Below are 22,859 nucleotides of genomic sequence, written 5' to 3'. Positions count from 1 at the left end.
ACCTGACATTTTTGGCCGCTATGGCTGGGGAATCGCTCAATCAGCAGCCATCTTCCAATTTATCCAGAAGCTTGAGGGGCAGCACCAGAACAAGGCAAATGATAATCAGACACCCCATTGCAATGATACCCGCACTAAACGAGTAGGTCTCTCCCATATACCCGAGAAGCGTGGGCGTAAGCCCTCCGCCGATGACCGTCGCAATGGGGGTGATAAAGCTGGAGGCCACGCTGCGCATGTCAGGCTGAACGATGCGTGCCATAGCTGAAAAACCGGCGGTAGGAAAGCAGCCCAGAAGCGTGGTTTGGATAAAAATCATCGCCTTTAGTACACCCTCTGTGGTTGTACGGAAGTCAACTTACAGATGGATTAGTCGTTCCTATTTCCGCCGGTCAGGCAGATGCGAAAAAGGCTGGGGACGCTGACCAGAGGCGATTTTGCCCATCCATTTGACGGCATCATGCTTGAATGATAATCTTTTGGTTATGATATCCGCCGAGTCCATACAAACCCTATTGCGCCGGATTTACGGTGAAAAAACCGGGGCCGACGCCTGCGCGCGGATCATGCCGCTGGTCCAAAAAGCAGCCAAACGCACCCGCACCGGGCCGGCCGGTTTTCCCCAGGGGCAAAATGTACTGATTACCTATGGCGATACACTCCAGCGCCAAGGTCAGCGCCCACTGGCCACACTGCATGAATTCGCCCGGACATTTCTCAAGGACGCGGTTTCGGTCATCCATTTTTTGCCCTTTTTCCCCTATTCTTCGGACGATGGTTTCTCGGTGATGGACTTTTATCGCATCGACGAGACGCTGGGTGATTGGAACGATGTGACGCGCATCGGCGCAGATTTCAACTTGATGTTCGACTTTGTGATCAACCATTTCAGCGCCAAGGGCAAATGGTTTGCCAATTACCTTGACGGACGGCCCGGTTTCACCGACTTTGCCATTGAAACCGATCCGGCCGTTGATCTGTCCATGGTCACCCGGCCCCGTTCGCTTCCCCTGCTCACGCCCTTTACCAAAACCGATGGCCGGAATGTGCACCTGTGGACGACCTTCAGCGAGGATCAGATCGATTTTAACTACAAAAGCCTGGATGTATTGGAGCAGATGATCCGGGTGCTGCTTTTCTATGTGGAAAAAGGCGCCCAAATCCTGCGCCTGGACGCCATCGCCTACCTGTGGAAAGAAATCGGTACCACCTGCATTCACCTGCCCCAGACCCATGACATGGTACACTTGTTTCGTGCGGTACTCGATAGGGTGGCGCCGGATGTGATCCTCATTACCGAGACCAATGTGCCCCACGCGGAAAACATCAGCTATTTCGGAAGTGGCGGCGACGAGGCTCAGATGGTCTATAACTTTACCCTGCCGCCACTACTCTTCTACACCTTTGTCAAACAGGACTGCCGTGCCCTGTCCCAATGGGCCGCCGGCCTTGAGCTGCCCTCTCCCCAGGCCGCCTTTTTCAATTTTACCGCATCCCACGACGGTATCGGCGTCAGGCCGCTGGAAGGCATTCTGCCAAGCATTGAGATCGATGCGCTCATCGATGTGGTTAAGGCAGGCGGCGGAGCCGTATCGACCAAGCAGAATCCGGACAGCAGCCAGAGTCCGTATGAACTCAACATCACTTATGTGGATGCCATCCTGGCCGATACACACTCCGGCAACGCCGATCCATTCATTGCCTCCCAGGCCATCCAGTACAGCCTGCCCGGCGTTCCGGCCACCTACATCCATAGCCTGCTGGGGTCACGAAACTGGGCCGAAGGGGTGCACCAGACCGGCCGGGCGCGGACCATCAACCGCGAAAAGCTCGATGCCGACCAGGTAATCAATGCGCTTCATAATCCAAGCTCTTTTCGCACACGGGTGTTCTCAGCCTATTTGAAACTGATCCGGCTGTGGAAGCAGCAGCCGGCCTTTCATCCCGGAGCGAGCTTTCGCATTTTGGATGTGGACCCCGGTGTTTTTGCGATTCGGCGTGAGGGCGGCGGGCAGGTGCTTTACGCCTTAGCCAATGTGACACCAACACGCCGGCCGATCGATATTGGCCCTTTGGGTATAGTCCCACCGTTTACCGATCTGGTTTCCGGCCTGCGTATCGGAACCACCAAGTGGGAATTGGCCCCTTATCAATATGCATGGCTTTGCTCTGGCCAATAAGTTTCCATACTCACATTATTTTTTTCTCTATCCCCTGCTCTCTCATCATAGAGATCATATCTTTACCCGCAAATATTTGCGAAAAATCCGTTATTCTCTGGGTGCCCTACCCCATGAGCGATGCGTTTCAGACGGTCAGCGACATGAACGTCAGCGGCAATTACGAGGATTCGGCCATTTACCGTGATCCTGCATCGGAAGGAGATTGGCGTAAATTCTTCTGGGGCGGCGATGACCTGTTCCGTCTGGTTCTGGAAAAAGATGCCCGGGGTGCGGCACTGAACGGCGCAGCTCAGCCGATCGACGATTTCATGTACCAGGTAGACGGCAAGATGCTCAACTATTTTGATGCCGCCGGTTTCAGCTTCAAGGTGGAATTTCAACCGGATAAATAGAATTGAAAACCACGATCCTGAAAATGTCCACCCGCCAGCCGGCAACATCTCACGATGCATTGGCGTCTGGCGGGTGGACAAAGGCACGACAGAATTTCCCACACTGTTCCACTGTTACAACGGTGGGGTTACTTTTTCTTGGAACTCAGCTCTGGAAATTGATGGTAGAAGTATTCGTTGGTCGATACGGCTTCGCTTTTTTTCTTTTTCTCTTCAGTCGCGCGCAACTCGACACGCCGAATCTTGCCGCTGATGGTCTTGGGCAATTCATCGACAAATTCGATAATCCGCGGAATTTTGAATTTGGCCAGCACATCGATGGTGTGCTTGAACAGCTCCAGGGCCAGTTCCTTGGACGGCTCTTGGCCTTGCTTTAAAATTACATAGGCTTTGACCAGCTGGTAGCGCTTGGGATCGGGGCTGCCCACCACGGCGGCCTCGACAACCGCCGGGTGTTCCACCAGCGCGCTCTCCACTTCAAAGGGACCGACGCGGTAATCCGAAGATTTGATTACATCGTCAGAGCGCCCCACAAACCACCAGTACCCGTCCTGATCAAATGAGGCTTTATCTCCGGTGAAGTAAAGGTTGTCCTGAAACGCGCCTTCGGTTTTTTCGGGATCATCGATATATTGATGGAAAAGGCCAAGGGCACGCCACTGGCTCAAGCGCACGACGATGTGGCCGGGCTCGTCGGGGGTTTTGATCTCTTTACTCTCATCGTCAACCAGGATCACATCGTACATGGGGGATGGATACCCAAAGGAGCCGAAACGCATCTTGCCTTCCATCCAGGGCGGATTGCCGATCATGGCCGTCGACTCGGTCTGGCCGTAAAAATCGCGAATTTCAGTCCCCGTGGCCTTCTTCCACTGCTCGATCACTTCAGGGTTGAGCGGTTCACCGGCGCTTAAGCTATACTTCATGGCCGACAGATCGTACTTCTCCAGATCCAAGCCCACAAAGGCCCGCCAAGCCGTGGGCGGCGCACAGAAAGAGTTCACCTTATACTTGGCCACGGTAGCAATGTACTTCTCTATGTTCAAGACCGAAAAGTTGAACCCTGTAGCCGTGGCACCCAGATTAAGCGGTGCGAAAAAGCTGCTCCAGGCCCATTTGGCCCAACCGGGCGCACTCAGGTTATGATGAACGTCTCCGGGCTCAAGTCCCTGGATGATCGCCGTGGAAAAATGTCCCACGGGATAAGAGGTGGCGCTGTGCCCCACCCGCTTGGGAAGACCGGTGGTACCGGAAGTAAAAAAACAGAACAATACATCATCTTTGCCCACCTGGGCGGCATCCGCCTCCGGTGATTCGCTGTCAATCTCAGGATAGGACACCCAGCCGTCTTTTTGCCCCAGCACGATTTTAGCCTTGGGCGTGCAATCGGCTTTTTGAAGGGCGTCGTCGACCAGATCGCAAAGCCCCTCAAAAGCAATAATGACATCGGGGGCGTAGGCTTCAAAGCGGAACTGGATTTCCCTTTCCGTCATGGTGGTGGCCGTAGGCACGGAGACCAGCCCACCCTTGATGCCGGCAAACGAGGCAAACCAGGTTTCAGGCACGATGGGCGTGAGCATGTAGAGGTTATCGCCCTTTTCGACGCCATTTTTCCTCAGATAGTTGAGGCATTTATTCCCGTTGGCCGCCAATTCGCGGTAGGTGAACATGCGCTCGGCATCCGTATCCAGATCCGTCCAGATCAGGGCCAGTTGATCTCCCCGGTCCTTGACGTGCAACCCCTCGAAAATCTCAGCGGCCCAGTTAAAGGTGTCAGGCAATGTGGCCTGATTCAGCTTCTCGAAAAAAGCGTTTGCCGCTGATTCTCGCTGGCCCATATCCCTGATCGTGTTCAGTTCCATTGCCTCCCGGTAAAAACTCTCCAACGACATGCTCAACCTCCCTTTTACTAGATGATTGGCTACCTACATAACCTCATTTTAAACACTTTAGTGATGCGTTTAATGGGTTAGCACCCTGATCCCCCCAATAGTACTGTTGAATCAATAGATTACCCGTTTTTTAGAACAAAAGGATCGAATCCTATCATTGCTCGACAATATTGTCGATTCCTTTTCATGATCGGTTTGGGTTGAATCAATTGAGAAAGATTTCTGAGCGAGCGCTCGGTCAATTGAAATGCCACATTTTAGCACTGATTGTCAATCAGTTTATTGTGTATCCTTATTCTATGGCCGAATAAAAGATGATTAATAAGGATCGAATTTTAAAAATTTAAAAACAAGTCAAGGGAGAAAATGGATTTGCCCAGGGTAAGCGCCAATGTAAAATACACGCCGGTCCCTGTCGGCCTCCCCCTGTTAAACGTCGCACAGGGGGAGCCAGCAAACACTATTTGGATAACGACGGGGTATGGATGCCAACAAACCAGTTGATCAACTGGCGGGCAATGCTGACTTTAGGGGGAACCTGGGGAAGTGAGTCGGCCGAGAACCAGTCCGCTTCCAACAGCTCGGCATTATCGACCTGGATCTCCCCGTCGGCATAATCGGCCACGAACCCCACCATCAGGGAATTGGGAAAGGGCCAGGGCTGGCTGCCGAAATAGCGGATGTTGTCTACCTCAAGCCCCACTTCTTCGCAGATTTCGCGCCGGACACAGGCTTCAAGGGTTTCTCCCGGTTCGACAAAGCCGGCCAAAACGCTGTAAAAAGGACCTTTGAACCGTTTGTTGCGGGCCAACAGCAGCTTGTCATCTTTGACCACGGCCACGATCACCGCCGGACTCAAGCGTGGATAATTGATCAGGCCGCAGGCCGGGCAATGTTTGGCCCGTTCGTCGGTTTTATCTTGCGTGGGATGGCTGCATCGGCCGCAGTAGCGGTGGCATCGATCCCAATCGATAAGATGATTGGCCAGGCCGGCAATCCAGAACAATTCATCACCGATGGTGTCCAAAAGGACTCGCAAATCCATCAGGCCATAGGGTTCGGGAACAGCGTCGCCGGCAGACATTTCCGCTGCCCAGCAGTCTTGATCCCCCAACGATCCAAGAAAAAGGCGGTGACTGGGCGTAATGCCGCTGTCCTTGATCGTTTGATCATCGGGAATGAAACAAGCACCATTCTCACAGTTAATTAAGATTTTGTTCTTTTCAAAAATAAACCACAGGGTCGGTCGGTTGTTATCGGCTGGGGGCTGAAACGCGGGTATGAAGTCCATGGTCTGATCCTAAGCCATTGCCCATCCAAAAAATGACCAATTTGGCATTTCCGGACGGACAATTGGGTAATGTTTTCTTTTTCTGTTGTTACAGCCAAAAGTCCAGCTGCTTGTTATCACAATGCGCCCAGCATTAAAACGCTCAGGTTAGCTTTTTATCAGCGCCTCCAGATCACGTTTCAGATCCATCATGCTCTGGCGGATGACCTTGCGATCCGGTGCCTTGGCTGTCAGCCAGGCCTTCAGGGGCTTTTTCTCCGGCAGACCGCCAGTCTTGATCAGCTTGCGCACAACAATGCATTGCCGCCCGCTGTGGATGCACAGGGAGGGAAAGGCCGGGAAAAAGGGCGCCGTGGTGACGCGGGTGAGATCCTCTCTCTTAATAAAGTAATGATCGGCCGGCATCCCGATGGACACCCCTTGGGAGGTAATATCCACAAAATAACCTTCCCGGCTGCGTTTGGCCATCACGTAGACCAGCCCGATCCAGGTCGGTAAAAAAAGCACGGCTACAAGACCAATGGCTTGAAATACCAGTTTTAAGCCGAACACGGTGATCTCAATGGCCAGCTTGAGCAGACTGGGCGCCTGAAACGGCGTCTGCGCGATGGTCTCCAGCATGGGAGGAATAAAATAGGCCAGACCGGCAGCCAGAACCGCCAGTTGAACAAGCATGAGCATTCCGAATACCAGGCGGGCATACCGGCGCCGGGAGAAAAAATAGCTGATCCCCTGGGGCGCCTCCGGCCATCGCGGTCCACGAAAGGCGGAAACGATGGCGTAGCGCGCCCCCTCGAACAGGGAGTACATGACCGGCACGACCACCAGGGTCAATACGGTGGCAAAGCAGATGCCGAAGATGATCACCACCCCCAGTCCCTCCCACAGTTCGTCGGTAATGGTCAGGGTCAGGATCCCCCCCACGGTGGACAAGGTGGTGGAAATGATCGGCCGCAGCCGCTGCTGGCCGCCGGCCACAATGGCCTCAAATAAATCCAGTCCCCCTTTACGCATGCGGTTGATGCAGTCGACCAGCACAATCGAGTCGTTGACCACAATGCCGGAAAGGCCCACCAGGCCGATAAAACTCATGATCGAGAAATCATTGCCCGTAACATAAAGCCCCACCATGGCGCCGACAATGGACAAGGGCAGTGCGGTCAGGATGGCAAAAGGCTGGGACAGGGAATCAAACTGCGAGACCAAAAGGGTGAAAATCAGGATTGCCGCCACGATATAGGCCAGCCCCAGGCTTTCAAAGGATTCGGCGGTTTCCTCGTATTCTCCCGAATAATCAAAAGAATACCCTGCGGGCAGTGCCAGGGCATCCAGTTTGGGGATCAGTTCCTGGGTGATTTCCACGGCGGATCGACCCCGATTGTTGGCCGACAGTCTGACAAGGCGGCGCCGGTCCGAGTGGCGGATGCTATTGAGGCCGCTGCCCTGACTGAAGGTGGCAATGGTGGACAGGGGAACCAGCTCACCGGTGCTGGAGCGCAAGCGGATGTCGTTCAGCACGGACGGCCGGGTCCGGGACTGCGGAGAGAAACGGACCTTCAGGTCGTATTTTTTGGAGACATCCAGCTCATCGCGAAATTCGCGGATCTCCAAGCCGGCCGTGGCCCCCCGCAGTGTATAGGCCAACGCCTCCAGGGGGATGCCCATGGCCGCCGCCTTGGCACGGTCCACGCTGACGCGCAGTTCAGGCGCGGCATCGGCAAAGTCGTCCTTGATGTCCACCACACCGCTAACCCCGTCCATGATACTGCGGACCTCGGCCGTAATACGACGCAACACCTCGATTTCCGGCCCGATGATTTTGATCAATACCGGTGCGGCCGTGGGCGGGCCCCACTGAATGGCCCGGAACCGGATATCAGCGCCGGGGATGCGCTCCAGATAAGGGCGCAGACGGTCCTGAATGTCGCGGTGAGAGGCCCGGGCAAATTCCTTGCCGTCGAGCAACTCAATGGTGATTTCGGCAAAATGGCTGTCGACCCCGGTTCCTACAGAGAACTCATAGGCGCTTTGGCCCTGCTGGCCGACGGTGGCCACGGTCTGCACCGCCTCGGGCACGTGCGCGGCGACCAGCGCTTCCACCTGCCGGGCCACGGCGTCGGTAATGGTCACATCGGTGCCGCGGGGCGTTTCCACGGTAATGTAAATATAATCGAAATCAGCATCCGGAAACATTTCGATCTTGACCAACTTGAAAGCCACCAGACTGATCGCCAGCGCCAGGCTCAAACCGATCATGCACAGCACCGTCACCCGATGGCTCAGCGCCCAGGTGACAAACCGCACATAAATCCGCTTCAACTGTTTGAGGTCTTCCTCAGGCCGGACAATCTGCCCTTTTTTGACGGTCCGTTTCATGAATCGGCTGAGGATCAGCGGGTTGGCGATCAGGGCGATCACCAGGGACGCGGACAGGGCGATGGCGACAGTCTTGGGCAAAAAGCCCATGTACTCACCGGTCACGCCGGTCATGAGCAGCATGGGCAAAAAGGCGGCCATGGTGGTCAGGGTGGCCGAGATCACCGGCATGGCGATTTCAGCGGTCCCGTCGACCACTGCCTGAACCCGGTCCTTGCCCAATTGAAAGTGGTGATAGACATTCTCCACGACAATAATGGCGTTGTCCACCAGCATGCCGATGCACAGCACCAGGGCAAAGCGCACCATGTCGTTGTTGGACATGCCGAAAACCTTCAGTAAAACAAAGGTCAAGAGCAGCGACAAGGGAATCGACAGGGCGGTGATGACCGAGTTTCTCAGCCCCATGGCAAAGTAGAGCACGACGATGACGATGATCAGACCGACCACGGCCGAATTGTTCATCTGGTCGAAGCCCTGCTTGATGAACTTGGCCTTTTCAGCGGTGATCGTGGTGGTCACGCCGGCCGGAAACGAGGCTTCCAGTTCCTTGAGCTTGGCGCGAACCTTGGCCGTGGTTTCCAGAATATTGGCGCCGCTGCGTTTTTTTATGGCGATGGACGCCGAGTTCACGCCTTCCACCCGCGCGTAGGTGACATCCTCGGCATGGCCGTCGACCACATCGGCCACGTCGCCCAGGAAAACCACTCGGTCCTCCTTTTGGATCAGCGGCACTTTGGTGTAATCGGCCACGGTCTTGATTTCGGTCAGCGTGCGCAGCAGCAGTCGGCGCCCCTCCAGGTTGACCTGCCCGCCGGGAATGTTGACGTCCGATTGCCTGACGGCCTCGAACACATCCAGAATGGTCAGCCCGTACTGGTTGAGCCGCTTTGGGTCCAGATAGATCTGAATCTCCCGAATCAGTCCCCCGGCCACGTCGGCGGCCAGGATCTCGGGCATCAATTCGATTTCGTCGGCCACCCGCTCGGTGAGCCGTCGCAGCCGGACCGGATCGATATCGCCCATGACCGAGGCAATCATGATCGGAATATCGGAAAAGCTGACCTCGTTGACCTCCGGGTCCTCGGCCTGATCCGGAAGTTCCTTGCGGGCGTCGCTGACCTTTTCACGCACCTTTTGCAGCGAGCGCTCAAGATCCGCTTCGGCCTGAAAATCAACGACAACCACCGACACCCCTTCGGCGGAATTGGAGCGCATCTCATCAACGTCCTTGAGATCGCTGAGTTCCTCCTCGATGGGCGTGGTGACCAGGCTTTCCACCTCACTGGGCGACGCGCCCGGAAAAAGGGTGACCACGATGGCCACCGGCGCCGATATTTCGGGTTCACCCTCCTTGGGCAGGGTCTGGTAGGCAACGGTCCCGGCCACGATGGGCAGAACGATCACCAATAGCATAAAAATCAGCCAACGTTTGAGAACCAGGGAAAAAAAATTCACTGTGTCACCATCACCCGATCGCCGGGCTTGAGATATGCCGCACCGGAGACGACCAGTTGCTGGCCGGGCATCAACCCTTCCAGCACCCGAACCTCGGAGCCGTCCATCCGTCCTAGCTTGACCACCCGGGCCTGAGCCTCTTGCCGATCATCAACAATAAAGACTTCCTTTCGATCTTCCCTGAACAAAACCGTATCCTGGGGGATCATCAGCGCACCGGTAATCGCATCGGTCTGGATGGTCACCCGCGCCGTGAGACCGGCTTTGAGCAGAAAATCCGGATTGTCCACCAGGATTTCGACATCAAAGGTGTTTGTGCGGCTATCGGCCTGAACACCGATCTTGTCGACCCGTCCGGTCAGGGACCGTCCGGGAAATGCCTCCACGGTCACCGTGACCGGATCATTTTTGTCAACATGGACGTAGTCCAGTTCGTTGATATGAATCTTGACCCGCATGGCGCTGAGGTCCGCCAGTTGTATAACCGGGTCGCCGGTGGCAATGTGCTGTCCTTTTTCAACAAACCGGCGGGCCACGTAAGCGGTAAACGGCGCGATGATATCCGTTTTTTTCACCCGCCGCCGGGCCTGGGCCACGATGCTTTCAAGCTGCACCACCAGTGCCTCGGCCGATTGATAGCTCGCCTCGGCCTGATCGTATAGCTCCGGGGTGATCACTTTCTCGGGTAAAAGGCGCCGGGCACGCTCGAAGGATCGTTTCTCCACCGGCAGTTTAATCTGTGCGGCCAGCAGATTGGCCTCGGCCTCCTTCAGGGCAAGCGCGTAATCGGCAGGGTCGATTTTAGCGAGCAGCGCGCCCTGGTCCACGGATGCACCCACATCGACATCGTAATGCTTGACGATGCCGGGGACCTCGGCCGAAACCACGACCTCCCGATTCGGTAACAAGCGCCCGACGGCCTTGACCACAAGGGGCAGATCGCGAGCAACGACGGTTTGGGTGCGCACGGCACGCGGTTGGGATGGGGGACTTGGCGCATCATCGTCGGTCGCGGTACAGGCGACCAAGATGACCCAAACCACCACCCCAAAAAGCAATGGCACATGCTTAGTCATGGGCTGAGGTATCCTCTCCATACATTGTTCGATTGGCTGGCAAATGGAATCGTCTGGGGCAACCACCAAATATAGCCAAACCGTATTGAATGAACACGATTTAATCAAGATTGAATTGGTGTCATTTCGCCAAACGCGTTTGGACCGGTTACATTTTCGGCCCTAGTCTGGGTGCGCAAAAACCGTAACCGAATGCGAAAAAAAAGAGGGGGCATGAACTTAGATTTTTCGCGATTCAAAAAATATTACCAATCATTCAGGCACATTCCATATTGGCACAGCTCTTGATATAGGAAGCAACGAGACTACTTCTCGTACAACAATCAGATAAGGATCGGAACAGCAGAACAGTGCAACAGGACATTGCATATGCTGCGAACATGAGTTCAGTCATCGAGAAGACATGTCACGCCGTTCATATCAAGCCTGCCGTTAGCGGCAAAGTGCTGGATGGGCTGACGAACACAACGCCAGGGGTGAAATGATCTGCTGCTGAGATCCTAACTAACACGTAAAATGAAGGATTTGTTATGAACAAGATAGGTATTACCGCCGTAACCGTCGTGATTCTATCCTTATTGACACTGGGACTTTTGGTCCTGACAAATGAATTCAACGTCATTTGGGCCTCCATGGAAAACATCCCAACGGGTCAGATATTGTTTCTCCTGACAAAAGTGTTTTTTATCGCGCACATATCGGTCTTCATCTGGCGCATTGTGCTCTGTTTCCAGTACAAACCGGCTCCCCCGGCCAGTGACCAAGAGCTGCCCACCTGTTCGGTCATCGTTCCGGCCTACAACGAGGGGCGGCAGGCCTATGACACCATCGCCAGCATCGTAAAGAGCGATTATCCTGTAGAAAAAATGAGCATTATCGGTGTTGACGATGGAAGCAAGGATGACACCTGGAAATGGCTGAAAAAAGCGGCCACGCAATTTCCCGGCCGGGTCAAGCTTTTCAGGCAACCGGTCAACCGAGGCAAACGACACGCCTTGTATAGGGGATTCAAGCACGGCAAAGGTGAGGTATTTGTCACCATTGACAGCGATTCCAATGTCGATCCGCACACCCTGCGCCACCTTGTCAGTCCGTTTGTCCAGGACAAACGGGTCGGGGCCGTGGCCGGCAACGTCCGTATCCTCAATCGCAAGGAAGGATTCATTCCCAAAATGCTGGAAGTCTCCTTTGCCTACAGCTTTGATTTTCTGAGGGCCGGACAAAGCGTGATCAATTCGGTGTTGTGTACCCCCGGCGCCCTGTCCGCCTACCGCAGACGTGTGGTGATGCGAGTCTTGCCGGAATGGGTCAATCAAACATTTTTGGGACGGGCGGCCAATATTGGAGAGGACCGGGCAATGACCAACCTGATTCTCAGAAGCGGCTACCACGTGCATTACCAACGGGAAGCCATGGTGCATACCACCTCTCCCATAACGCTGACCAAAACCTGGAAGATGCTGTTGCGATGGGCCAGAAGCAATATCCGCGAGACCCTGGTGATCAGCCGCTTTGTATTTGGCAAATTCCGTGAAGGTGGCGCCCTGGGCATTCGCATCAACGTCCTGATCGGCATCCTTAGTTTGACCGTTGGCCAGATCATTCGGTTTTATGGCTTGGCGCTGTTGGTCTACCTGCCGTTGGTGGTCGGACCGAAAATGCTTGTTGCGGCAGCCATCGCTGCGTGTGCACCGGGATGTTTTTATTTCCTCAGGTATAAGAGTGAAAATGCGATTTGGGCACTTCCCTACAGTTATCTTTGGTTAACCTGCCTGTCGTGGATCAGCTTTTATGCCATGTTGACCCCCCATAAAACCGGCTGGATGACCAGGGATATCAAATCTTCCAAGGCATCCGAAGTGGCCTGGGCGTCATCTTCAAGAAAGGCCCCGTCTCTCACACTTATGCCCTAACCATAACCCGAACATTTTCAAAAAAGGCCGCGGAAAGATTATTTCCGCGGCCTTTCTGCAAGCCATCCCACCTTGCGATCGCGTCACCCAAGCATGCCTGCTGCATAATAATATCGCATATTTATTAAGTCAGTTAGTTTCATAGAAAGGACGTGCGCAAAAAATTGTATCCGCAATTTTCTTAATTCATAGCCCGTTCATCCGTCTGCCGGGTAACGAAAAAAAACAATCAAACGGTGGATTTATTCGAGTTTGTGTTTCATACTATATTAGTAAAAGCTTGGCTGTCAGGATTAATAAAAGCTTGGCTGTCAGGCTCAATGATCAGGATCGATCAGGTAAACCGCCCTGTAAATGCGTGATCCTGCTCTTTTCGGTTAAGTCCCTGCAAATTTTGCCGAAATAGTAAAGTGAGGATGCAGGCTTGATCAAAAATGACCCGATCACAATTTGTTGGTAACCCTAATCGCATGACCTTTTTTTAGGAGTGTTGAAATGCGACGTCAAAGAAAGTCAACGACGTTTATGTTAAACGCGGTACTATTTTCTTGTCTTTTGGCATGTTGTGTTTCATGCGCAACGTCCCCGATAAAAAACGCACCAGAACAGCATCAAAAACTTTTTGCCGAGCACAGGGCAATGAAAAAACGCCTGCCGCTGGTTGAAAGAGAAAATGATGTGTTGACCAAAGAAAATCAGCACTACCAGAAATGGGTTCGTGATCTTGAAGATAAAATCAACGCCTTGAGCGATGCGTTGGCTGACGCCAAGGAAAAATACGCCCGTGAAATCACGGCGAAAAACGAGCATATCAATCAGATCGAAATGTCCATGCAACAGCTGGATCAAGAAAAGACCGAGCAAATCGCGGCGCTTAACAAGGCCATGGTGACACAGGAACAAACATTTATTGCCCAACGCAAGCAAATTATCGAGGAAAAGAAAAAACAAAAAGCGATTCTTTCCAGCCAGCTGGCGGATAAGGAAAAAGAACTGGAAACAAAAACCCAGGAAATTGACATTCTGGCATCCGCCAAAAAAGAATTGGAAAAAAACCTGGAGAGCAATGCCCTGGAAATCAGCAAGTTGGTGGCCGCCAAAGCCGATTTGGAAAATGCACTGGAAAACAAAACCCGTAAATTAACGGAACTTGCTGCCGCCAATCAGAAAAACCAGGAAAAAATAAACGATACATCCGAAACGATCGCGTCTTTAAAGAAAGCCAGGGATAAATCCATGGCCGAGCTTGAATCTCAAAGAGCCGCCAATGCTGACTTGGTGAAGACGTTTAACGAACTTTTCAAAGAACTGCAGCTTAAAAAAGATGAATCCGGAACCCAAATTTAGCGGATCCCCATCAACGCCCAACAATTAAAACACGTCGTTTTTTAAAGGTGGCAAATCAACCAGCGACGTTGCGTTTCCTAACCGTTGCATGCTAATCTGTGACTTGTTATTGCCCATGCCATAAATTAGGATATGCGCTGATGCGTTGGATAAGGATGCTGATTTTTTCCTCATTTGGCCTTCGATGGCTGGTATTATTCATTTTTCCCCTAATCACCGTTATCATGCTTTCCCCCCAGGCCCACGCCAAAAAGCCACTTTCAATTGTATTGACGTCAAATCTGCAAGGAAAATTTTCCCTTGATATTGAAAATCAGGAAAAAACGGATCCGCTTTTACGCCTGGCACAAAATATCCTTTTCGAATCCGCCAATGGCGCGGATTTGTATCTGGATTTGGGCAATGCCTTTTACCCCGGTGTTCTGTCCAAATACAGCATGGGCTCTGCGATGATGGATTTTATGGATTTTTTTTCATGTTCGGCCGTGCTTGTTTCTTCTCAAGACCTTCAAATCGGCGCCAACAATCTTGTTTATCTACAAAAAAATAAAAACGTCCGTCTATTGTCGGCCAATATCGTGGAAAAAGAAACGCCTATTTTTAAACCATGGTTTGAAATTGAAAGAAAGGGAATCCGAATTGCCATTCTGGGCATATCATCGGAAAAGATTGAAATCGATATCGCTGAAAAAGATCTTTTTGGCTACAGCATGATTGAAACGCAGGACGCGTTGGCAAAGCCATTGGCAGAAATAAAAGAAGCCGGTATCCAGCATGTGGTCTTGCTCTCGGGAATGAATCTGCCGGATACAATGGAAATTCTTAAAGACCACCCGGAAATTGGTATCGCTTTGTGCGGCGGGGACTATACTGGACATTTCTTTTCATCCCAGGTGTCCCGGATGGATATTGAAGACGGCCGATCGGTGGTCATGATGAAAGAAAACGTGGACTATTTCCGACTGGATCTGATGATCGGCGACAAAATCGAGATCACCGCATTTGAGCCGAAAAAAGCGGATCCCATTCCAACCGATGATTTTTTTTATGATGGTTTTAAAAATCGACTCACCTTGTGGAAAGAGGAGTTTATTGAAAATGAGCGCCAGCTCATCGCCAATCTGAACGCCGCCGAATCCAAAGTGGACGACACTCGCTTTTCGCAGCTGCTGCGGGATCGATTTAACTGCGAAGTTGCCATTGTTGAGAATGACACCATCAATCCCTCATCGATCAGCCAGCAACTGAAATCGTCTGATTTTTTAACCATGGTCAATCAGGATTATTTCGTATTTCTATTTTCACTCACCGGTGATGAACTCACCACGGTCAATACGAAGCAAAAAGGGTTGGTGATCACCGGTTTGGATCCCAACCTGATCAGGGTTCAAGGGTATCCGGTGGTTGCTGACCGGGAGTATCGTGTGGCGGCCTCACAGCCGGCAATGCGAGAAATCATGCATATGCTTAAAAAACCCATCGACTTCACCAACACCTGGATGACCGTCACCGATCTGTTGAAAGACGATCTGAAAAACCAATGTATCGTCTTGCGTGATGATTATGAATACCTGGACCGGCGCTTCAGAACGACGATTGATATCTATTTTTCCAATTTTATCGACAACAGTGGCGTTAAAAAAGGCGAAACCATCGACGTCCCGGCCGGCCAGTCTTCAAAAACCTATAACAAGTGGGGGTTAGAAGATACAATCGATTTTGCCGTTTACAACCGCTATCATAACTTTGTGTTCACCCCTTACATGCTCTACAGCCGCAAGGATGATGATTATCTGTACAATATTTTAAAAGGAACGTTTTTGTATGAGTATAATCTGTTCGAGACCCTCCGGCCATACAACAAATTCCGTTGTGATACGGTGGTTGAGAATGTAGATGGGCTAAGACCGATTGTGCTCAGGGAGACCCTCGGTCTCAGCGTTGTGTATAGCCAATTTACTGGAAAGTTCGGTTTCGGTTTTGAAAAAGAGGTTCAGGATCCGGCGAAATCGGGTTTGTACGGGATTGAGCTTTTGGCCAGTTTCAGCGTGCCCTTTCTAAAGTACCTGACCTATTGCTTTGAATTGGATTCCATGTCAGGTATTCTGGACGATAGTGGCAATCCCTGGCAGATCAGAAGCGAGATCAACAACACCATTTCAGCAAAATTGAATACATTCATGAACCTGTCTGTCCAGCACAAATTTGTCTACTACTATGAAGAAGCGATTGAAGAATATTACCAGAACTCCCGATTTCTTGTGACCCTTGACCTGAATAAAAGCTGGAAATTCTGGTAGGTTGATGAACAATAACCGTTGAAACCGAAAAACCGACAGAGCCCATTATGACTTTGAAAGACACCCTAAAAGATTTTTGTTACCAGCAGTTTTTTCCGCGAGCCGGCCTGATATTGGTCAAACTGATTTCCCGAACCTATTCCTACCGATTGGTTGACACCCACAACGAACAGGGTGCCCTTGACAGGTACGGCAGTGTCGTTTACGCGTCCTGGCATCAACGGTTCTTCCCGGGGATCACCTTCTTCGCCACCCGCAAACCCATCGCCATCATGATCAGCCAGAGCCGCGACGGCGAGATGGTCGCCCGGATTGTGGACATCCTCGGCTGGCAGGCGGTGCGGGGGTCGTCATCCAAAGGAGGCATGCGGGCCCTTAAAAAAATCCGTCAACTCACCGGCAAAGGCTATCGCATCGGGCATATCGTCGACGGTCCCCAAGGGCCGTTTGGCGTCGTCAAACCCGGTCTGATCACCATTGCTCAGTTTGCCGGTGCACCGATTGTTCCGGTCATCGTCTCCCCCCAGCGATACTGGATGTTCAGTAGCTGGGATCGATTCATGGTTCCCAAACCGTTTTCCAAAGTATTCATCCGATTTGCACCGCCCATTGTGGTCCCCCGTCGTCTGGATGAAAAGTCCTTTGAAACCATACGCCAGGATGTGCAAGCACTAATTAAAGAACTTGTCCGCGAGACCGATAACTGGTGGAGAAGCCCAGATAAAATTCTGCACTATTTTTCGTGATCGCACCTGGATATCAAAGGGCGACCAACCTCCTCAAGGAACCTGACAATGGAAGCCCTGCCCACCCCGCCGATCGGCGCGATACCCATCAAACGCCCCCAGGCAAGGGTCTATCTGCAATTTTACCAGCTGGCCGAAGCGCCGTTTTGCATTACCCCCGACCCTGAATTTCTGCTTGCCGCCGGCAATCATCAACAGGCCATCGAAAAAATCATTTATGCCGTCAACACCTTTTTGGGATTTATTTTGCTCACCGGAGAGGTGGGCACCGGCAAGACCACCGTGTGCCGGACATTGCTCGACCAGCTGAGGGATAAAGCGGAAACCGTCTATATCATCAATCCATCGGTTTCCGGCCAGGAATTGTTGACAGGTATCCTCGACGATGCCCATATCGCTGTTGCGTCCAATGCCTCCAGAAAGACGCTCATCGATCGTCTCCACAAGCATTTACTGAGCCGGGATCAGCGCCGGCCTTTCGTGGTCATTATCGATGATGCCCAAACCATGCCCCCGGAAACATTGGAAGATCTGCGACTGTTATCCAATCTGGAAACCGACAAGCACAAACTCATCCAGGTCGTATTATCCGGCCAGCCTGAGCTGATCGATCTGCTGGGCACCGCCGCACTGCGCCAGCTCAAGCAACGCATCGCCGCTCACTGCCATCTGTCGGCCCTGTCCGCCGAGGAAACCGACGCGTACATTGCCCAGCGGCTTTTTGTGGCCGGCAACCACGGCCAGGTGTGCTTTTCCACCGACGCCAAAAGGCGCGTGCATAACGCCGCTGCGGGCATTCCGCGGTTGATTAATAAAATCTGCGATTATGCCTTGATCGCCGGTTATGTAGATGATGCGCAGATCATCAATGGACATCACGTCCGCCGGGCGCTGTCCGAACTAAAAAGCCTCGATGCAGGCCCGTCCACAAATTCCGTCAGCCGTTTTGGCCGGGAGACGGCAGCTATTTTCATCGTCTTGCTTGCAGTGATTGGGGCATTGATCACCACCAATCCCGGTAGAATAGAAAATCAACCGCAACCGATGGCCGGCGCTCTCGTGGCCAAGGATCACGACTGGGATACCACGCCCCCATCCAGCGCACCGAATAACGCCGCCGATCAACCAATGGAAAAGGCACCCATTTTGGCTGAATTAATCCGGCCCTTTCCCTATGCCATGCAATTAGGCTCCTTTCGCAACCGAGAAAATGCAGCCCAAAGCGTTTCCCGGTATCGTAAAAAGGGCATCCCGGCCCACTGGCAAGCAGTCAATAACGGGCAGTGGTATCGTGTAATGGCCGGGAAATTTGAGGACCTGAAAACCGCCAGAGGGTACAAAAATGACAACGGTTTGAAAACGGCCCTGATCATCCATGCACCGCTGACGGTAAAAGTGACCCCCGGCCAAGCTCCCTTATCCACCGCCGAGATTCCCGATTTTCTTTCCAAAATGGGGCATGGCTGCCTTATGGAAACCGGCCTCACGGGCGATAAAGAATTTTATACCGGCCTTTTTGCCGAAATCGAAGATGCAGCCCTTGTTGCCGAAAAGATCAATGCCAGTGACCGGTTTGTGGCCAGCGTGGTCGAGCGCTAACATTCGTTATCTGCCCCCGCTGCAACAGGCCGCGTCGATATCTGATGCACGCAAGATAATGTTGATATCATGAGCTTAATGAACGATGCACTACGCAAAAAAAATCGCGAGGATTCGGGAGCCGATCCCGTCGCTGACGCGCCCTTTTTGCCCCCCAATCAACGCAAAGCGAAAAAATGGTACGTCATACTGGCAGCACTGGCCCTGTTAGGGGGGGCGATCATTGGCGGCACGGTCTTATGGCAGACCCAAGCCAACCGTTCCCCTTTTCTCAAAACCCCGCTGCCTGCCAAGCCCCCAACAGGGTCTGCCGAGGATACAGCCGATCCATCTTCAATGCGTGCTGCGCCGCAGCGGTCGGCCTTTCCATCAAGGGCGCCAAGCACAAATGAACCACCGCCCAAATCTACGGATCTGACTGTAACGGAACCCCCTTCTCAGACCAAGGCATTGCCCCCCCCCGGTGTCTCAAAAAGCGTGCCCCATCAAAATCAGCAGCTTGCCACCGAACCGGCAGCCGCTGAAACACCGGCCGAGCAGACCGCAACAAAGGTGGAGATAAAAACGAATTCGCCCGCACTGGAAGGTTCCCAACCTTCGCCCACTAGCGGTCGGCCTCAAAAAGATATGGCATTTGAACCAGGCCCGAATTCATCTGCCGGCAGCTGGCAGTCGTTGCCGCAGCCCGTGATACGCTCACGGACGGACACACCGCCTGTCATGACGGTCAACCCGAGTTCATCCAAATCGAGCCATGCGGCCGATGAAAACGGAACGTCAGGCCATTCAGAGACAGACCTGTTCTATCAGAAAGCCCTGGCCTGTCATCGCAGTGGTCGCCTGGCCCAGGCCGCCCGATTTTATCGCAACGTTTTGAGTATTGATGCCGACCACCACCAGGCCCTGCTGAATCTGGCGGCCGTTTATATTGCGCAAGGGGATTTCAACCAGGCCCACCCGATTCTCAAACAGTTGGAGGGATTTGATCCGCGACCCAATGGCGTCTTATTAAACCTGGCCATCACGGCCCTTGGCAATAATGATGCGCAGGCAGCGCTTTCCTATCTGGACCAGGCACAAGTCACGGCCGACGCCCCTTTGTGGCAAATTCAGTTCCACCGGGCCCTGGCGCTGGCACGCTTGAATCGTTTTTCCGAAGCACTGACGCTTTACAAACAGGTTGAAACCAAGCGGCCCGGGGATTATCGCATAAAATTCAATCTCGCCCTCACCTATGACGCGCTGGGGGATTACCCACAAGCGCTTTACTATTACGACGGGGTGCTTAAGGCAGACCAAACATCACAAAACGAGCGGTCATCCATTGTAAGGCGTATGGAACTTCTCCGGCGTTATCTGAACACCCATTCATCACAGGCAAAAAGGCAGTCGCATGGCAAAACGCATCGGTGATATTCTGATCGATATGGGGTTTATCGATCGTGATCAGCTGGAAATGGCGGCAACAGAGTCCAAAAAAACAGGCGTCATGTTAGGAGACGTGCTCCTGCGCCTTGACTGGATTACCCAGGAACAACTGCAAATGAGTCTGGCTGTGCAAAGCGGGGCCAAGTTGCTCGATACCGATGCCGTCAAGGTGGATCCCGGACTGATCAGCGAGGTGCCTCAGGATTTTGTCACCGCCAACGACATCATTCCCTTGCAAAAAAAAGGCAATACCATCCTGGCCGCCACCAACAACCCCTTTGACGTTGTGGCCAAGGACAAATTGGCCCGCATCACCGGTTGCCAGGTCCAGACTTATATTGCCTCCAAAGAATGGCTGAACTCAGCCATTGAACTTTACTACAAAACTGCTCTGGCCATTGATACCGATATCGACAACATCACGCGTACCACGGAAGCGGATTCTCAATTCGAAGAAAACCAGATCGTCGTGTTAGGAGATCGCATTGTAGAAAAAGGATTGCTTTTAGGGGCAAGCGATGTGCACATCGTCCCGGATGTGAAGCTGACCCGTATCTACTACCGTATCGACGGCGTCCTACAGCAACAGTTTCTCTTTCCCATCCGATTTCATAAAGGGCTGGTCACCCGTTTCAAAATCATGGCCGACATGGATATTTCCAACCCCAACATCCCCCATGACGGCCGTATCAAATTCAGCGGTGAAATCGGCGAAATGGATATCCGTGTTTCCACCTTCCCCACGCATTTAGGCGAAACCGTTGTCATGCGATTGTTGGTTTACAGCAAAGTCGTCGGTGATCTTGAGCGCCTTGGCCTGGAAACAGAGGATTTGGCGGTTTTTCAAAAAAACATCCAACGCCCCTATGGATTGATCGTGGCCACCGGTCCCACGGGATCAGGCAAGACCACCACACTCTACACAGCCCTGATGACGGTCAACAGTCCCAATGTCAATGTGATGACCGTGGAGGACCCCATTGAATATGTGATTCCCACCATCCGCCAGACGGCGGTCAATCCCAAGGCCGGTTTAACCTTTGGCAACGCCCTGCGCTCGGCCATGCGCCAGGACCCGGACATCATCCTGGTCGGCGAGATCCGTGATACGGAAACCGCGGATCTGGCACTCAGGGCCTCCATGACCGGCCATCTGGTATTCTCCACCCTGCATACCAACGACGCAGCATCGGCAATCAACCGGTTGCTGGACTTGGGGGTCAACAAGGGCATCCTGGCCTCCTCATTGAGCATGGTCATTGCCCAGCGATTGGTCAGGAAAATCTGCACCAATTGTTGCCAGACCGTGCCGCCCACCGAGGCCGACATCGCCATTTTCGATCAGTACGGGATTACCCCACCGCCGCATCTGGTGGTCCCCGTCGGGTGCGACTCCTGCTATCATGCCGGTTATCGCGGCAGAACCGGTATCTATGAAATCATCCGGGTGGATCGGGAAATCCAGTCCCTGATCTTCGCCGGCGCCTTGCAAAGCACCATCGAGGAAGCGGCCGTCAAGGCCGGTACCAACCTGATGATCAAGCAGGCGCTGAGAAAGGCCGCCGCAGGGATGACGGCACTGGAAGAAGTCTTCCGCGTGGTGGCAGCCAATGCCTAAGTTCAAGTATAGGGCCATTGACGATGCCGGGCGATTGATCAAGGGCGAGCTGATCGCCACCGGTGATCGGGAGCTTGAAGCCAAACTGGCGGGCAAAGGTCTCACCCTGGTATCGGTTCAGAGCCATACCGACCGATTTTGGGACAAAAGTTTTCTTGGCGACCGCATCCGCCAACGCGACATCATCGAATTTTACCACCGCCTTCACCAGACCCTGGAACTGGGCCTGCCCATGTTGTCGGCGTTGGAGGAGAATGCCACACAGCTCCCGTCCCGCGGATTGCGGCGCATTGTCGATGAAATGCGCGTTTCCATCGAAAACGGCAATAGCTTTACCTCGGCCATGTCCAGATTTCCCAAGGTGTTCGGCAAACTGGACATGGCGATCATTCGCATGGGGGAAGAATCCGGCGTACTGCCCAAATGTCTCAAGGACCTTTCAGAATTTCTGGAATGGAAGGAAGAAATTCGTTCCACGGTCAGACGGGCCGCCATCTATCCCTCGTTTGTGATCATCGTTATCGTGGCGGTAATCGGCGTGTGGGTGGGGTATGTATTGCCCCAGCTGGCCGGACTGCTCTCCCAAATGGGGGTGGCCCTGCCCGGCATCACCCAGTTTATCCTGGACATCAGCCATTTTTTTCAACGCTGGTGGAAGATCATCATCCTGGCCATTGCCGTGCTGGTCATGGCCCTGTTCGGGATATCGAGGACAAAAAAAGGCGGGATCATGATGCACCGCTATGTCCTCAACCTGCCGGTGTTGGGCATGGTCTTTTTCAATATCGCCCTGGCCCGCCTGAGTAACAATTTCGCCACCATGTACCAGGCCGGCATGTCCATCAATGCCATTTTCGAAATTTTGTCCAAAGATGTATTGGGTAATCGCTACCTGGAAATGCTGCTCAAAAAGTCATTTGACGCCGTTCAGCGGGGAGAGTCCATTGCCCGGGGATTTGAAAAAGCCGGTGGGTTTCCACCGCTGCTGCTCGGTGCCGTAAAAAATGGAGAAACCACCGGCACCCTGGATGAGGCCTTCAAACGGCTGGGCAACTATTACGATCGCCAGGCCCAGCGTACCGTGCAAACCATGATCAGCGCCATCGAACCCCTGTCGATCATCATGCTGGGCGGTATTTTCGGAATGATCGTCCTGTCTATTCTGCTGCCACTGTATGATGTGATTGGCCAGTTTTGACGGATTCGTAAAAAGCCCAATATCGGCGTTACGCTTCATCCT

The 22,859-nt window shown here is 52.9% G+C and carries 15 protein-coding genes; 10 read left to right on the top strand and 5 right to left on the bottom strand.

Annotation, left to right across the window (positions count from 1 at the left end; genetic code table 11):
* Positions 1-40: 40 nt before the first annotated feature.
* Entirely contained in the window at positions 41-319 is a 279-nt protein-coding gene (locus tag Dvar_RS12375) for a hypothetical protein (protein WP_419662012.1), read from the bottom strand.
* 166 nt (positions 320-485) lie between these two features.
* On the opposite strand from Dvar_RS12375, the gene Dvar_RS12370 reads away from it, so the two are divergent.
* Both Dvar_RS12370 and Dvar_RS12365 read left to right on the top strand, forming a co-directional pair.
* Positions 486-2,180, top strand: coding sequence for a sugar phosphorylase (locus tag Dvar_RS12370; protein ID WP_419664106.1), 1,695 nt, complete (start codon positions 486-488; stop codon positions 2,178-2,180).
* A gap of 113 nt (positions 2,181-2,293) precedes the next feature.
* Positions 2,294-2,575 (top strand): hypothetical protein, encoded by a 282-nt coding sequence (locus tag Dvar_RS12365; RefSeq protein WP_419662011.1) that lies wholly within the window; start codon positions 2,294-2,296, stop codon positions 2,573-2,575.
* Between the two features lie 128 nt (positions 2,576-2,703).
* Here the strand turns inward: Dvar_RS12365 and Dvar_RS12360 are convergent, their stop codons facing one another.
* The 4 genes from Dvar_RS12360 to Dvar_RS12345 all read right to left on the bottom strand — a co-directional run bounded on the left by Dvar_RS12360 (position 2,704) and on the right by Dvar_RS12345 (position 10,668).
* Positions 2,704-4,467 carry an acyl-CoA synthetase gene (locus Dvar_RS12360; protein ID WP_419662010.1) on the bottom strand — a complete coding sequence of 588 codons (1,764 nt, stop codon included), beginning with the start codon at positions 4,465-4,467 and terminating at the stop codon, positions 2,704-2,706.
* A 460-nt stretch (positions 4,468-4,927) separates the two neighbouring features.
* Positions 4,928-5,758: an NAD(+) diphosphatase gene (gene nudC, locus Dvar_RS12355; protein ID WP_419662009.1), complete on the bottom strand. Its 831-nt coding sequence runs from the start codon at positions 5,756-5,758 to the stop codon at positions 4,928-4,930.
* 147 nt (positions 5,759-5,905) lie between these two features.
* Positions 5,906-9,592: an efflux RND transporter permease subunit gene (locus tag Dvar_RS12350; RefSeq protein ID WP_419662008.1), complete on the bottom strand. Its 3,687-nt coding sequence runs from the start codon at positions 9,590-9,592 to the stop codon at positions 5,906-5,908.
* The gene (locus Dvar_RS12345; protein ID WP_419662007.1) at positions 9,589-10,668 is read right to left on the bottom strand and encodes an efflux RND transporter periplasmic adaptor subunit; all 1,080 of its coding nucleotides are present in this window, start codon (positions 10,666-10,668) and stop codon (positions 9,589-9,591) included. The genes Dvar_RS12350 and Dvar_RS12345 overlap by 4 nt, the downstream gene beginning before the upstream one ends.
* Before the next feature lie 530 nt (positions 10,669-11,198).
* Between Dvar_RS12345 and Dvar_RS12340 the strand changes: the two genes are divergently transcribed.
* The 8 genes from Dvar_RS12340 (at position 11,199) to Dvar_RS12305 (ending at position 22,817) form a co-directional block, all read left to right on the top strand.
* A complete protein-coding gene (locus tag Dvar_RS12340) occupies positions 11,199-12,581 on the top strand; it encodes a glycosyltransferase (protein ID WP_419662006.1) in 1,383 nt (460 codons plus the stop codon).
* A gap of 639 nt (positions 12,582-13,220) precedes the next feature.
* A complete protein-coding gene (locus tag Dvar_RS12335) occupies positions 13,221-13,928 on the top strand; it encodes a hypothetical protein (RefSeq protein ID WP_419662005.1) in 708 nt (235 codons plus the stop codon).
* A gap of 140 nt (positions 13,929-14,068) precedes the next feature.
* Complete coding sequence (locus Dvar_RS12330) at positions 14,069-16,228, top strand: hypothetical protein (RefSeq protein ID WP_419662004.1); 2,160 nt, start codon at positions 14,069-14,071, stop codon at positions 16,226-16,228.
* 47 nt (positions 16,229-16,275) lie between these two features.
* Positions 16,276-16,974 carry a lysophospholipid acyltransferase family protein gene (locus Dvar_RS12325; RefSeq protein WP_419662003.1) on the top strand — a complete coding sequence of 233 codons (699 nt, stop codon included), beginning with the start codon at positions 16,276-16,278 and terminating at the stop codon, positions 16,972-16,974.
* A 48-nt stretch (positions 16,975-17,022) separates the two neighbouring features.
* The gene (locus Dvar_RS12320) at positions 17,023-18,573 is read left to right on the top strand and encodes an AAA family ATPase (protein ID WP_419662002.1); all 1,551 of its coding nucleotides are present in this window, start codon (positions 17,023-17,025) and stop codon (positions 18,571-18,573) included.
* Positions 18,574-18,651: 78 nt separating this feature from the next.
* Complete coding sequence (locus tag Dvar_RS12315; protein ID WP_419662001.1) at positions 18,652-19,986, top strand: tetratricopeptide repeat protein; 1,335 nt, start codon at positions 18,652-18,654, stop codon at positions 19,984-19,986.
* Positions 19,967-21,619 carry a GspE/PulE family protein gene (locus Dvar_RS12310; protein ID WP_419662000.1) on the top strand — a complete coding sequence of 551 codons (1,653 nt, stop codon included), beginning with the start codon at positions 19,967-19,969 and terminating at the stop codon, positions 21,617-21,619. The genes Dvar_RS12315 and Dvar_RS12310 overlap by 20 nt, the downstream gene beginning before the upstream one ends.
* Positions 21,612-22,817, top strand: coding sequence for a type II secretion system F family protein (locus tag Dvar_RS12305; protein WP_419661999.1), 1,206 nt, complete (start codon positions 21,612-21,614; stop codon positions 22,815-22,817). Before Dvar_RS12310 ends, Dvar_RS12305 begins: the two co-directional genes overlap by 8 nt.
* Positions 22,818-22,859 lie beyond the last annotated feature (42 nt).

This window comes from Desulfosarcina variabilis str. Montpellier (assembly GCF_048565275.1).
Classification (GTDB): Bacteria; Desulfobacterota; Desulfobacteria; order Desulfobacterales; family Desulfosarcinaceae; genus Desulfosarcina; species Desulfosarcina variabilis.
The sequence above is the reverse complement of the archived record's forward strand: the minus strand, read 5'-3'. Positions and strand labels throughout refer to the sequence as shown.

Excerpts from the sequence above, each read along its gene's own strand:
- Dvar_RS12375 (WP_419662012.1), bottom strand. The coding sequence starts at position 319 with ATGATTTTTATCCAAACCACGCTTCTGGGCTGCTTTCCTACCGCCGGT.
- Dvar_RS12370 (WP_419664106.1), top strand. The coding sequence starts at position 486 with ATGATATCCGCCGAGTCCATACAAACCCTATTGCGCCGGATTTACGGT.
- Dvar_RS12365 (WP_419662011.1), top strand. The coding sequence starts at position 2,294 with ATGAGCGATGCGTTTCAGACGGTCAGCGACATGAACGTCAGCGGCAAT.
- Dvar_RS12360 (WP_419662010.1), bottom strand. The coding sequence starts at position 4,467 with ATGTCGTTGGAGAGTTTTTACCGGGAGGCAATGGAACTGAACACGATC.
- nudC (WP_419662009.1), bottom strand. The coding sequence starts at position 5,758 with ATGGACTTCATACCCGCGTTTCAGCCCCCAGCCGATAACAACCGACCG.
- Dvar_RS12345 (WP_419662007.1), bottom strand. The coding sequence starts at position 10,668 with ATGACTAAGCATGTGCCATTGCTTTTTGGGGTGGTGGTTTGGGTCATC.
- Dvar_RS12340 (WP_419662006.1), top strand. The coding sequence starts at position 11,199 with ATGAACAAGATAGGTATTACCGCCGTAACCGTCGTGATTCTATCCTTA.
- Dvar_RS12335 (WP_419662005.1), top strand. The coding sequence starts at position 13,221 with ATGAAAAAACGCCTGCCGCTGGTTGAAAGAGAAAATGATGTGTTGACC.
- Dvar_RS12330 (WP_419662004.1), top strand. The coding sequence starts at position 14,069 with ATGCGTTGGATAAGGATGCTGATTTTTTCCTCATTTGGCCTTCGATGG.
- Dvar_RS12325 (WP_419662003.1), top strand. The coding sequence starts at position 16,276 with ATGACTTTGAAAGACACCCTAAAAGATTTTTGTTACCAGCAGTTTTTT.
- Dvar_RS12320 (WP_419662002.1), top strand. The coding sequence starts at position 17,023 with ATGGAAGCCCTGCCCACCCCGCCGATCGGCGCGATACCCATCAAACGC.
- Dvar_RS12315 (WP_419662001.1), top strand. The coding sequence starts at position 18,652 with ATGAACGATGCACTACGCAAAAAAAATCGCGAGGATTCGGGAGCCGAT.
- Dvar_RS12310 (WP_419662000.1), top strand. The coding sequence starts at position 19,967 with ATGGCAAAACGCATCGGTGATATTCTGATCGATATGGGGTTTATCGAT.
- Dvar_RS12305 (WP_419661999.1), top strand. The coding sequence starts at position 21,612 with ATGCCTAAGTTCAAGTATAGGGCCATTGACGATGCCGGGCGATTGATC.